This window comes from Christiangramia sediminis, assembly GCF_020552705.1.
GTDB classification, from domain to species: domain Bacteria; phylum Bacteroidota; class Bacteroidia; order Flavobacteriales; family Flavobacteriaceae; genus Christiangramia; species Christiangramia sediminis.
Genome location: NZ_JAJBZG010000002.1, coordinates 269,094 through 282,192, shown reverse-complemented (window position 1 = coordinate 282,192; position 13,099 = coordinate 269,094). Strand labels below are relative to the sequence as shown.

8 protein-coding genes are annotated in these 13,099 nt (G+C 38.6%); 3 read left to right on the top strand and 5 right to left on the bottom strand.

Annotated elements, in window-relative coordinates:
* Nucleotides 1–4: 4 nt before the first annotated feature.
* Nucleotides 5–1,168 (bottom strand): galactokinase, encoded by a 1,164-nt coding sequence (gene galK, locus LGQ90_RS05575; protein WP_229339026.1) that lies wholly within the window; start codon nucleotides 1,166–1,168, stop codon nucleotides 5–7.
* 109 nt (nucleotides 1,169–1,277) lie between these two features.
* Between galK and LGQ90_RS05570 the strand changes: the two genes are divergently transcribed.
* The 3 genes from LGQ90_RS05570 to LGQ90_RS05560 all read left to right on the top strand — a co-directional run bounded on the left by LGQ90_RS05570 (nucleotide 1,278) and on the right by LGQ90_RS05560 (nucleotide 5,560).
* Nucleotides 1,278–1,982 (top strand): NUDIX hydrolase, encoded by a 705-nt coding sequence (locus LGQ90_RS05570; protein WP_229339024.1) that lies wholly within the window; start codon nucleotides 1,278–1,280, stop codon nucleotides 1,980–1,982.
* A gap of 77 nt (nucleotides 1,983–2,059) precedes the next feature.
* Nucleotides 2,060–2,959: a hydroxypyruvate isomerase family protein gene (locus LGQ90_RS05565; protein ID WP_229339022.1), complete on the top strand. Its 900-nt coding sequence runs from the start codon at nucleotides 2,060–2,062 to the stop codon at nucleotides 2,957–2,959.
* 21 nt (nucleotides 2,960–2,980) lie between these two features.
* Entirely contained in the window at nucleotides 2,981–5,560 is a 2,580-nt protein-coding gene (locus LGQ90_RS05560) for a glycoside hydrolase family 5 protein (RefSeq protein ID WP_229339021.1), read from the top strand.
* A 311-nt stretch (nucleotides 5,561–5,871) separates the two neighbouring features.
* Here LGQ90_RS05560 and LGQ90_RS05555 read toward each other — a convergent pair whose 3' ends face one another.
* From LGQ90_RS05555 to LGQ90_RS05540, 4 genes are all read right to left on the bottom strand, one after another.
* Nucleotides 5,872–8,427 (bottom strand): adenosylcobalamin-dependent ribonucleoside-diphosphate reductase, encoded by a 2,556-nt coding sequence (locus LGQ90_RS05555; RefSeq protein WP_229339019.1) that lies wholly within the window; start codon nucleotides 8,425–8,427, stop codon nucleotides 5,872–5,874.
* A gap of 358 nt (nucleotides 8,428–8,785) precedes the next feature.
* Entirely contained in the window at nucleotides 8,786–10,243 is a 1,458-nt protein-coding gene (locus tag LGQ90_RS05550; RefSeq protein WP_229339017.1) for an alpha-amylase, read from the bottom strand.
* Nucleotides 10,244–10,307: 64 nt separating this feature from the next.
* Entirely contained in the window at nucleotides 10,308–11,468 is a 1,161-nt protein-coding gene (locus tag LGQ90_RS05545; RefSeq protein WP_229339015.1) for a SusE domain-containing protein, read from the bottom strand.
* Between the two features lie 18 nt (nucleotides 11,469–11,486).
* Nucleotides 11,487–13,097, bottom strand: coding sequence for a RagB/SusD family nutrient uptake outer membrane protein (locus LGQ90_RS05540; RefSeq protein WP_229339013.1), 1,611 nt, complete (start codon nucleotides 13,095–13,097; stop codon nucleotides 11,487–11,489).
* Nucleotides 13,098–13,099: the final 2 nt, after the last annotated feature.

Sequence of the window (13,099 nt, the reverse complement as noted above, 5' to 3'; positions counted from 1 at the left end):
AGACTTAATGTATGGTTATTTTTGTGCCTTCTGCAGGAAGTACACTTATCGCATCTAATTTTATATTGAACTTTTTATAATAAGCAGAAGACACTTCTTCTATATATGAATCGATCCTTTCTTCCTCGATGAGGTTTATGGTGCATCCACCAAATCCGCCGCCCATCATGCGGGAACCGTAAATGAATTCTTTTTCTCTTGAATAGTCTACGAGGAAGTCCAGTTCTTTACAGCTTACTTCGTAATTATGCTGAAGGCCTTCATGAGAAGCATACATGAATTTGCCAAAGTTTTGTAATTCTCCCGCTTTAAGTGCGTTTGCCGCTGCCAAGACACGTTCATTCTCTTTTAAAATGTATAAACACCTTGCATACATCTTAGCTGTAAGTTGTTCTTTAAATGTATCCAGCATTTCAAAATCCACATCCCTAAGCGATCTTACTTCAGGCTTTGTTTTTTGAATTATTTTAACCGCGGCTTCACATTCCTCCCGTCGTGAATTATAATCACTATCGGCCAGGTTGTGAGAAACATTGGTATTTAGAAGCAATAACTTACAGCTTTTAAAATCTGCTGGAATAAATTCTGCTTTTAGGCTGCGGCAGTCCAAAAGAATAATGTGTCCCTCTTTACTCATTACCGAAGAGAATTGATCCATGATGCCACAATTAGAACCTACGAAATCATTTTCTGCTTTTTGAGACAATTTCACCATTTCCAGTTCAGTCAACCCCAGCTCAAATAGTTGGTTTAAACCACTGGCAATACCACATTCCAAAGCGGCAGAGGAGCTAATCCCGGCACCCACCGGTAATTTGCTTTCTATGATACAATCAAAACCTTCAAGTTTAGCACTATGATACTGAAGTTCCTGAATAACACCTAAAATATAGTTTTCCCATCCGGAAGCTTTTTCAAATTCTTTATCCAGATGAAATTCAAATCCTGTATTAAAAGTTTCACTGTAAAACCGGCAGAAATTTTCGGTATGATTTCTTTGAAATTTTAAGATGATCTTTTTATCAATAGCAGTAGGCATCACAAAACCTTCATTATAGTCTGTATGTTCACCTATAAGATTAATACGTCCGGGTGATGCTACCGTGATTTCATAATTGTTATTTTCAAAGACGATTGGCTTCGATGAAAAAGATCTGATATTCGTCAAGACTTAGAATTTTAGTGTGTAATCCAAAGGTAATAAATGTATAAAGTACATTCATTTTAATTTGAACAAATTTTAAGAATATCTATCTTTATCAAAATTTCAACCCGGAATGACTCAAGAAACCATAGATCTTTACCAGGTCAAGGAAAAAATGTATGTGGCTACAGACTGTATTATATTCGGTTTCCATGAAGGAAACTTAAAACTTTTGGTTTTTAAAAGAAGGGTGGAGCCATTGCAGGGAGAATGGTCATTAATAGGAAGTTTTGTTCGTCTGGATGAAGATCTGGAAGTGGCAGGGCAGAGGGTTTTAACAGAGACTACCGGGCTGAAAGATGTTTTTATGCAACAGCTTAGAACTTACGGAAAGAAGGATAGAGATCCCGGGTATCGTTGCATTTCGGTTGCTCAATATGCACTTATCAGGATTGATGAGTATGATGAGAAACTGGTTGAAGAGCACGGTGCACGCTGGTATGAAATAGATCATTTACCACTTCTGATATTGGATCATAATGAAATGGTTCATGACGCATTAATGCAGTTAAAACAAAATGCCCGATACAAACCTATAGGTTTCGAACTCCTACCTGAAAAATTCACCATTCCCCAATTACAAAGCTTATATGAAGCTATTTATCAACGCGAGCTGGACGCCAGGAATTTCAGAAAGAAGGTTTTATCTCTGAATGTTCTGGAAAAGCTGGATGAAAAAGATAAAACTACCAGCAAAAGGGGAGCATTCCTTTATAAATTCAATTACGAGAATTATCAGAAATTATTAAAATCGGGCTATAATTTTGAGATCGCTTGATCCAGCCTAAAGAATATTTTTTCTGATTAATAACCGTAATATTTACATTTATTATTAATTTTAGAAAAATATATTCTATGGCTGATAAGATCAACAGACGAAAGTTACTTAAGAACCTCGGTCTTGGTGCAGGATTGTTAAGTTTTACCGGAGTTTCTGGGGTAATGGCTTCCAATCTGAAACCGGCAAAAGACTTTACAGGTAATTCCTTGAGTTCAGGAAAAATAAATCATTCGGTTTGCAGATGGTGTTATCAGAATATACCACTTCAGGAATTTGCAAAAGCCTGTGCTGAAATGGGAATTCAGGCCATCGATCTTTTAAAGCCTTCAGAATGGGATATTGTTGAAAAAGAAGGTCTCGTTTGTTCCATGGCTACCGATGATTTTGCCAGTCTTACGGAAGGTTTTAATGATCTAAAAAACCACGGCCACCTTCACGAAAAATATAAAGGACTTATTAAAAAGGCTTCGGAACATAAAATTAAAAATGTGATCTGCTTTTCCGGAAACCGAAATGGGATGGATGATGAAACCGGAATCGTCAATTGTATAAAAGGTCTGACGCCACTTTTGGAATATGCCCAGGAATTTAATGTGAATCTGGTAATGGAGCTGCTTAATAGCAAGGTAGATCATAAAAATTATATGTGCGACCATACTGAATGGGGCGTTCAACTGGCTAAAAGACTGGATCAACCCAATTTTAAGCTCCTTTATGATATTTACCATATGCAGATCATGGAAGGAGACGTGATAAGAACGATAAGAGAAAATCATCAATATTTTAATCATTATCATACCGGTGGTGTTCCTGGAAGGAATGAAATAAACGATTCCCAGGAGCTCAATTATCCTGCAATTATGGAAGCTATTTATGCTACAGGATTTGAGGGATTCGTGGCCCAGGAATTTATTCCAACCTATGATGATAAACTTGCCGCGCTAAGAGAAGGAATCAGTATCTGCGATATTTAATTAAAAATCCACTTATAAATTATGAACCTAAAAGTAAATTTTAGCCTAATTCTTATTGCCTTATTATTGCTGACTTCAGGAATGATCGCACAGTCGGGACTTAAAAATGATGTATATGTCGATGAGGAGGGAGTTATGCGATGGGGTAATAATAATGAGGAAGTTCATGGATTTGGAGTCAACTATTCCGCTCCTTTTGCTCATGCATTCAGGTCTGCTCAAAAGAAAGGACTGGATATTAAAGCTGAAATAGATAAGGATATTTATCATTTTTCAAGGCTGAATTTTGATTTATACCGTATTCATGTCTGGGACACAGAGATCAGTGATGAGGAAGGGAACCTTCTTGAAAATGAGAATCTAGAGACTTTTGATTATTTACTGAGTGAATTAAAGAAACGTGATATCAATTTTGTAATTACCCCTATTGCTTATTGGGGGAATGGCTGGCCGGAACCGAACGAGAATACTCCTGGATTTTCCAATAAATACGGTAAAGAGAATAGTCTCACCGATCCTGAAGCGATAAAAGCTCAGCAAAATTACTTAGAGCAATTTCTTAATCATGTGAATCCTTATACCGGAATCGCCTATAAAAATGAGCCTAATTTAATCGCATTTGAAGTCAGCAATGAGCCACACCACAGGGGAACGCCGGAAGAGGTGAAGGATTTCATCAATAAAATGCTTGCGGCCATGCGCAAAACCGGAACCCGGAAACCTATTTTCTACAATGTAAGCCATAGTATTCAGCTCGCAGATACTTATTTTACTTCTAATATAGATGGCGGAACTTTTCAATGGTATCCTACCGGATTAGGCTTTCAACAGGAACTGGAAGGGAATCTTCTTCCTAACGTGAATGATTATGATATTCCTTTTGAGGATGTTATCGAAAAAAATAAAAAAGCGAAACTGGTTTATGAGTTTGATGCCGCCGATGTGAATAAATCCTATATGTATCCTGCCATGGCCCGGAGTTTTCGTGAGGCAGGTATACAGATAGCCACCCATTTCGCCTATGATCCCAGTTTTCTGGCTTATGCCAATACCGAGTATAATACGCATTATATGAACCTGAATTATACTCCGCATAAAGCTTTGGCTTTAATGATCGCTTCGGAAATTTTCCATGAAGTTCCTATGGGAAAAGATATGGGAACCTACCCTGAAAACCTGGAATTTGGTGACTTTAAGATCAGTTATAAAGGGGATATTGCCAGTTATAACTCCGGGGACACCTTTATTTATACCAATTCGAATACTTTAAAACCAAAAGATACTTCTGAATTACAGAAAATTGCCGGCCATGGGAATTCTGAAATTGTAAAATATGAAGGAAAAGGTGCTTACTTTCTGGATAAACTTGACGAGGGGGTATCGAGACTGGAAGTAATGCCCGATCCAATACTAATTAAAGATCCATTTGGAAGTAATAGTCTGGAAAAAACTGTCGCGGTAATTAGCTGGAAAGAGAATAAAATGAAGCTGAATTTAAACGAGCTGGGTGAAAATTTTAAAATTTCAGGTTTAAATGAAGAAAATACAGTTGCAATGACTGCCGATGGAAATTCCTTTAAAATATCACCGGGAACTTATTTACTGAAGTCGGCAACTAAGCAATTTGATCTAGCCGAATATGATAATAGATGGAATTTTGAGATCAATGCCTTTGAAGCAAAAGAAAGTACGGTAGATAAAACCTACTTGGTGCATGAGCCCACAAAAAATGCATCGGCTGAAAATGAGTTAAAAATTGCTGCTACCGTAGTTTCAAATAATGAAATTGAAAAAGTTGAGGCCTGGTTCAAAAATGGAAATACCTATGAAACAGTAGAACTTCAAGCGGAGAATAATTATGATTATTCTGCCCAGGTTCCGGATAACCTGCTTAAAAATGGATTTTTAAATTATCGCATCATAGTTTCGACAAATAAAGATACTGTCACTTTCCCGGGCGGTGTAGCCGGAAGTCCTGCAGATTGGGATTTTCATTCTGAAGCGCACTATGAAACAAGAATTCTAAAAAAGGACTCCCCGGTCAACCTTTTTAATGCTGCCAAAGATTCAGATAAAATGGTCATCGGCTGGTCACATAAAAACAATGTAATTCCGATAAATGAAAATGAATCGGAATTCCAGGTGAAAATTGATAGCTTGTTCAAGGAAGATGTAGAGAATATGAACGCAGATCCTATATATGATTATTCTTTCAGATATAACTTTCTGAAGAAAATTGGAAACAGGAACCTGTCAGATAAAAATAAACTAGTAATTACCGCAAGAGCTCTTGGTGAACAACCTGAAAAACTCATGGTCGCTTTGGTAATGGATAATGGAGCTTCTTTTGGAAAGTTAATTCAGCTCACGGGTGAAATTAAGGAAATAGAGATACTTCTGAAAGATCTGAAACCGGTTAAAACGGTAACTCTCCCAAGACCTTATCCGGGCTTTCTACCTTATTATTTTGATCATTCTTATTCAGGGGATCTTAAAATTGAAGATGTGGAAAGCATACAATTTTCGATTGGACCTGACATTGAACAAAAGAAGCTTCAAAAACCACATGCTATTGGAATTAGAAATGTTATACTCGAGTAATATTATGTCATTCCGACGATAGGAGGAATCTCAAAAGATTTCTCACTACGCTACGCTTCGTATCGAAATGAAAGTTTTTAATAATAGGTTATTTCAACGCCAGTAGGAATCTTATCCTGGTAATCACAGCTTAAAGATTCTTCGCTCCACTTTGTTTCGCTCTGAATGACATGTGGTTGTCATTCCGACGATAAGAGGAATCTCAAGAGATTACGAACTTCGCTGCGCTTCGTATCGAAATAACAGATTTTTGTAAACAAAAAAGGTCCCGCTAATTAGCGAGACCTTTTTTGCAGTTATAACAGAAAAAATTAACCACATTTCGAAGAACCACAGTCCTTACAGGTTAAGCAACCTTCCTGGTAAATCAGATTGGAAGAGTTACAGTTGGTACATTTTTCTTTCCTGGCAACAGTTCCATCAGCAATATAACGCTTAAGAGCTCTAACCACCCCGTTTTTCCAGGTATTAATAGATTCACTGTTCAATTGCAGGCTGTTAATAAGATCAACTACATTGTCAATGGACATTCCGTGACGCAGTGTGCTGGAGATCAGTTTTGCATAGTTCCAGAATTCAGGATTGAACTTATGCGAAAGGCCTTCAATGGTGGTTTTGTATCCACGTTTGTTCTCATACTGGAAATCATAACGGGAAGACCCGTCCTCATTTCTATTCTTGATAATAAGACCTTCATTTACCCAACGAGGAATTAGGATCCCTTCCTCATCATCAGCAAATCCGGTAAAGATCTCGTACGGGCGCCCATCTACCAGACCTATAAAGGCGATCCACTTATCCTTATTATTCTGGAAACGAACTACATCAGCAGTAAGTGTTTCCGGTCTTTTTAGAGGAAAAGTTCCTTCGGCATGTTCTGCTTCTTCTTCTTTTTTCTCCTCATTAGAAATAAGCACCCCGGAACGTGAGCCATCACGATACACAGTCACTCCTTTACATCCGGCTTCCCATGCTTCCAGATAAAGTTTTCCGACAAGTTCTTCATCTACATTATTCGGAAGGTTGATGGTCACACTAATAGAGTGATCTATCCATTTTTGAACAGCTCCCTGCATTTTCACTTTACTTAACCAGTCTACATCGTTGGAAGTTGCCTGGTAGTATGGCGATAACTTTACCAGTTTATCCAGTTCTTCCTGATCGTAATTTTTATCGGTGTCATGACCATTTGCTTTCATCCACTCTTTAAAACGGTGGTGGAAAACAACGTATTCCTCCCAGGAGTCACCAACTTCGTCTACAAAGTCTACTCGTGAATTTTTATCATTAGGATTTACCTTTCTTCTTCTTTTATAAACCGGTAGAAAAACAGGCTCAATTCCGGAAGTTGTCTGGGTCATCAAACTCGTAGTCCCTGTCGGAGCAATAGTTAGAAGAGCAATATTCCTTCTTCCATATTCCAGCATATCATAATAGAGCTTTTCATCGGCATCTTTCAATCTTAATATGAATGGATTGTCTTTTTCTCTTTCTGAATCAAAAATGGAGAAAGCACCTCTTTCTTTAGCGGTATCTACAGAAGCTCTATAAGCTGATAGCGCTATATTTTTATGGATATCTACTGAAAAATCAATTCCATCTTTGCTACCATATTTAATACCAAGGCCCGCAAGCATATCTCCTTCAGCAGTAATACCAATTCCGGTTCTTCTTCCTTCGTAGGCTTTCTTGCGGATATTCAGCCAAAGGTTTTTTTCAACGGCTTTTACTTCTTCATTTTCGGGATCTGCATCAATTTTTGCAAGAATATTATCGATCTTTTCCAATTCCAGATCAATAATATCATCCATGATTCTTTGAGCGGCTCCAATATGCTTTTTGAAAAGTTCGTGATTAAAACTTGCCTTATCGGTAAACGGTTCATCTACATAGGAGAATAAATTGATCGCCAATAATCGACATGAATCATAAGGACATAATGGGATCTCACCACAGGGATTTGTTGAAACTGTTTTATAACCAAGGTCAGCATAACAATCTGGTACCGATTCATTAATTACGGTATCCCAGAAAAGGATTCCCGGCTCGGCAGATTTCCAGGCATTGTGCACGATTTTCTTCCAAAGTTTATCGGCTTCAATATCCTTAGAGAATTTAGGCTCATTACTGAAAACCGGATATTTTTGAGTGTAATTCGTATTGTTCTTAACCGCTTTCATAAATTCATCATCGATCCTTACAGAAACATTGGCGCCTGTAACTTTGCCCTGTTCCATTTTAGCATCGATAAAATCTTCCGCATCGGGGTGATTGATGGATACTGATAGCATTAGAGCTCCACGGCGTCCATCCTGAGCAACTTCCCGGGTTGAATTGGAGTAACGCTCCATAAACGGAACAATTCCGGTAGAAGTTAGTGCAGAATTCTTAACAGCCGATCCTTTTGGACGGATGTGGGAAAGGTCATGACCAACACCGCCACGTCGTTTCATTAACTGAACCTGCTCCTGGTCTATCTTCATAATCCCTCCGTAAGAATCAGAATCCCCCTCATTTCCAATAACGAAACAATTTGAAAGCGATCCTACCTGATAAGGATTCCCGATGCCAGCCATCGGGCTTCCCTGAGGTACTATGTATTTAAAATTCTTGATTAGGTCAAAAACTTCATCCTCACTCATTGGGTTAGGATATTTTTTTTCAACTCGTGCAATTTCTTTGGCGATACGCCTGTGCATATCATCTGGAGTAAGTTCGTAAATGTTGCCCTGGGAATCTTTTAGGGCATATTTATTCACCCAAACCCTTGCAGCGAGATCATCTCCTTTAAAATATTTCAGAGATGCTTCATAAGCCTGTTCCTGGGTATATGTTTGTGGAACGACTGGTTTTTCTTGTACAGGCATATAAATGAGATTTTTAGATTAGAATTTCGTTTTCGAGTGGTATAAAACTAAACAAAGATTTGATATTATTAACAAATTCTTTAGAAAAAGTTATCAAGTAAAAACTGTTAATAGTTTGATTATCAATAAATTAAAAATTTACTAACAATGAAAAGTTGACAAATAATGAAAATAATAAATTTCTTACTTGAATTTTGTTATTTAAACATTACTACGTAAAGGGATTAGAATTCCAAACGAAAACATCGAAAATTTTTGTCGAAAAGAAGAGAGTGGGAGCCTTAGGAAATAGAAAGACCCCGCATAGAGCGGGGTCCTATCTGAATTAACACCTATGAAAATTCAAAATTAAAAAGTTCTATTCTGTAATCGAATAAATTGCGTAAGCCTTAGCCGGGGCTTCGATCTGAACCATCCCATTTTCATCGGAGGTAGGCTTATAAGTTGAGTTACCACTATAATCCATTAGTGTAACATTATTCCAATTTGAACTTACCGTACGTCTTTTTGTACTATTGTTGAGGCTAATATACAGAATTAATCCAGGATTAGTGCCCGTCCCGCTTCTTTTCATAACATACTCATCTTGATCTACATATAGGATTTCTGTGTCCCCTGCAGCAATACTGTTATGAATCGATATGAGCGTTTTTAGCTCTTCCTTAAAGTTTTCGTTCTCATAATCTGAATAAAATATGGTTGGATATCCAGGATGCGTAAGTATATAAGCATAGGCTTTCATCTTGTTGGAGGTCATGATATAATTATCTTCTTCGCTATCTTTCTCGGTATCATGATTTGCTGTAAAAGTAACTGCACTTTCAGGATGTGTTTTCCAGAGCATGTCCTTCTCAAGGTTGGTAAGATCTTCATAACGATCTAAACTTTCTTCAAGTTTGTAGAAAGTAGAGAAATCGAAAGCCGGAGATCCGGAAGCTTCTATCCAATCTCTTAAGACATCTGGATTACCGTCGAAATTTTCTCCAACAGAAAATCCACCAACGGCTTCATTCCATTCTTTTACTACCCAAGGTTCAAATCCTTTTACATAATCAAATCGCCAGCCGTCAAAGCCCATCACATTTTTATAATATTTAGCTACGGAATTGTCATTTTTCCAAAGCCAGTCCTGAACTCTTTCCCGGTGGTGGTCAAGATTGGTTTCGGCATAGAATAAACTTCCCGGGTCGTATTCACTCACGCTGTTTGGATAGAAATCTTCATAGGTCCTGTTGAACATGCCTGAAGCATTTCCATTTTCTTCATTAAATAGGGTATAGGTTTCATAATCGCGGTAAGGATTGTATTGCAAACCTCCCCCGGAATTATGATTAAGTACGATATCTGCAATAACTTCAACATCATTATCATGAGAAACGGCGATCAAATTTTCCAATTCTTCTCTGGAACCAAACCTGGTTTCTACAGTTCCGTGTTGCTCGAAATTTCCGAAATCAAAATAATCTGATGGATCATATCCCATAGAATAACCACCGGATTGCCCTTTAGCAGGAGAGGGGATCCATATTCTTTCTACACCAGCATCGGCCCAGCCTGGGACTTTTTCTGAAAGATTATCCCACCAGGCGAATCTAGGTTCTACATCCCAATAAAAAGCCTGCATCATTACCCGGCTGCCATTATCATATGCAGAAAGATCTATTGCTTCAGGTTCATCAGTTCCCGGTTGAAGTTGAGGTGTACCTGTAACATCATCTGCAGGATCAGTCGTCTCACCATTATCGTCTTTTGAGCAGGATCCTAGAATCAGGGAAAAGCTCAAAAGAATTATTGCTAAAAATTTATTTTTTTTCATAATTAAGTTCAATTAAAAGATAAAAAAAGGGGCTATTCTTTAGCCCCTTTAATTTGAATCTATTCTATTCCTCACCCACAGGAATGAAGATATATCTGCCGGTTAAATCATTGAACCAAACATTGTAGGTTCCTGCACTGGAGACAATAATATCATCACCGGTAGCCTGACCACTTGGGAAGTTTTCTCCACCTCCCCAGTTTACGTCCCAGGCAAGGTTAGCTCTGAACTTAATTCCATCTTCTGAAAGTTCAACATCTTTAGTATACCATATATGTGGATCTACAGAAGATTGCGTTAATAGAATATCTGGAGTTGGGTTATCATCACCAGGCCATCCTACAGTTGTTCCTGCTCCAACCAGTCCAATCTGGTCATATTCTGTAGCTGCGGAAGCGTCATAAGGCTCCAGGCTATAAGTCATTTCTTCAATATTGATGGTGAAAGTATAATAAGCTTCAGAATCTACTGTTATCGGCGAAGGATCTGGATCGGCTTCGGTGGCTCTATAGATTAAGCTTCCGTTTTCACCTCCATACTGGGGCGCCCAGGCACCGCGTTGTTCTATAACTTTTACTCCACCGGCAGTAAATTTCCCGGTATAGTAATAAATGTTATCATTGGCAGAATCTCTGAATAATGGATAATTATTGCTAGTAGCAGTATTATCCCATCCAGTTGGGGTAGCATCTCCAACTAAGAAAAGGTCCATTTTTGCTGGTTCTCCTTCTTCAGCAGCTTCTGGTAGGGTTACATTCACTGAAATGGGTTCAGAGGTCGCATTTAATCCATTACTTCCATCTGTTCCAGCATATGCTCTCACCTGAAAGAAAATGCTTCCGGTATTTGGAGCTTCTTCCGTAGTTGGATCGTTATCAAGACCTGCATCTGCGGCTAAAGACATCATTTGGCTAACTGTAACCGCCAGATTATTCTCAGAAGTAGTTCCAATAATATCTGCGTTACTAAAATCTGAAGTTGTAGAGCCTTGAAGTTCATAGGTTACGGTGGTGGGGGCATCAAATTCTACCTCAGACCATACAAAGCGCTCTGCGATATTAGAACCGGTTTGATTGGTAAGGGTATATGTAGCTGCAGTTGAATTTACAAATGAAATTCCATCTGCATCAGGTTGCGCGACGAATACCACATCGTCGTCATGTTCGCAGGAAGTAAATCCTACAAAAGCTATTATCGTTAATAAGAAAATTGAAAACTTTTTCATTTTGATTCTATTGAAATATTAATATCCTGGATTTTGAGTTAAGTTGGTGTTTACACCTAGATCTGAAGCCGGAATTGGCATTAGATTTCTATAAGCCTGGGTAGTTGCTCCCTGAGGAACACCACCTTTAAATGGCCAGATCCCGTTTTCAGAAAATTGATTAAAACGAATTAAATCTGTTCTTCTATGTGCTTCCCAATAAAGTTCTCTGGCTCTTTCAGCTAAAATGAATTCTAGATCAAGATCTGCAGTAGAAATGTTATTGCTTGAATCACCGAAAGCACGCTCCCTAAGTTCGTTGATGTAGCTTACAGCATCGGCCTGGCTTCCGCCTCCACCTCTCACAACTGCTTCAGCATACATAAGATATGCATCTCCCAATCTAAACATAGGGAAATCTGTATCTGGAAAATCACCTGTAGGATCTGATCCTGCGTTTCCGTCCACATCTACATTCTTATATTTGGCAACGGCATACCCATCGGTAAAACTGGAAATATCATCGATCTCTTTAGACTGACCTTCTGTAAAGAATAAAGCCCTATCGTCTTCAACTTCGGTGATTTCAGCCTCTTCATTATCAAGAAATTTGTTTACCAGCGCAGAAGTGGTTCTTAAACCAGCCCATCCACCATTGATTCCGAAGTCATCTGGATCCATTTCGCCGCCTACAGCCGCATGAATAATAAAGGTCATACCTCCATAAGCCTGGGTGTTTATTCCATCAAACGTGATTGGAAAAATGATCTCGTTTTGAGCACCGTTGCTATTATTATCAGCAAGGAATAATTTCTGATAATCTTCAACCAGACTGTAATCGGAGTTGATTACCTTATTTGTATATGTAACCACATCGCTATATCTGCCTGTACCCGTATACTTTTCAGCATTCAGGTAAAGTTTGGAAAGTAACATCCAAAGCGCTCCCTGGTCTGCACGTCCATATTCGTTTGCTCCTGGTGCTCTCAGGTCATCTTCAATAGCTAGCAATTCACTTTCGATATAATTAAAAAGTTCAGCGCTATTAGTTTGTTCTGGAAGGAATGCTCCAACGGGATCCTCTTCAGTAACGAAAGGAGGGTTGCCGTATAAATCAAGAGCATGCCAGTAACTTAAAGCGCGAAGAAATCTTGCTTCAGCTCTGTAAGTATCGATCTCAGTTCTTATACTGCTATCCACGCCACGACCATCGAGCACAGAAGCTTCGGTTTGTCTTAGATACTCATTAGACTGTGCGATCTGGTACATGATTCTTGAATACATGGTTCTAATGAATTCATTTCCTGAAGTCCAGTTTTGGTTGTGAAGGTCTTTTATGGTTCCATCGTTCCATCCAATTACGGCTTCATCTGTAGTAAGTTCCTGCACCATCCAGTATAAACGCATATACTGAGAGAAACCTTCATCCAGACCCGAAAGGTCGGCATCCCCGGCAGGACCATCCTGACCACTTATCGCAAATCCCGCATAAAGTTTTGCCAGGAATTGCTTATAGGCGGCAGGATCTTTAAATGCAGAAGCGGCGGTCTCCCTGTTATCTTCTGGCGTAAGGTCTAAATCACTTTCGCATGACCATAATATCGCCATTCCGAAAAGTACCAGGAAGGTTGATTTTATCTTATTAAACATAT

Coding starts and splice junctions, on each gene's coding strand:
- LGQ90_RS05545 (WP_229339015.1), bottom strand. CDS start 11,468: ATGAAAAAGTTTTCAATTTTCTTATTAACGATAATAGCTTTTGTAGGA.
- LGQ90_RS05560 (WP_229339021.1), top strand. CDS start 2,981: ATGAACCTAAAAGTAAATTTTAGCCTAATTCTTATTGCCTTATTATTG.
- LGQ90_RS05550 (WP_229339017.1), bottom strand. CDS start 10,243: ATGAAAAAAAATAAATTTTTAGCAATAATTCTTTTGAGCTTTTCCCTG.
- LGQ90_RS05540 (WP_229339013.1), bottom strand. CDS start 13,097: ATGTTTAATAAGATAAAATCAACCTTCCTGGTACTTTTCGGAATGGCG.
- LGQ90_RS05555 (WP_229339019.1), bottom strand. CDS start 8,427: ATGCCTGTACAAGAAAAACCAGTCGTTCCACAAACATATACCCAGGAA.
- LGQ90_RS05570 (WP_229339024.1), top strand. CDS start 1,278: ATGACTCAAGAAACCATAGATCTTTACCAGGTCAAGGAAAAAATGTAT.
- LGQ90_RS05565 (WP_229339022.1), top strand. CDS start 2,060: ATGGCTGATAAGATCAACAGACGAAAGTTACTTAAGAACCTCGGTCTT.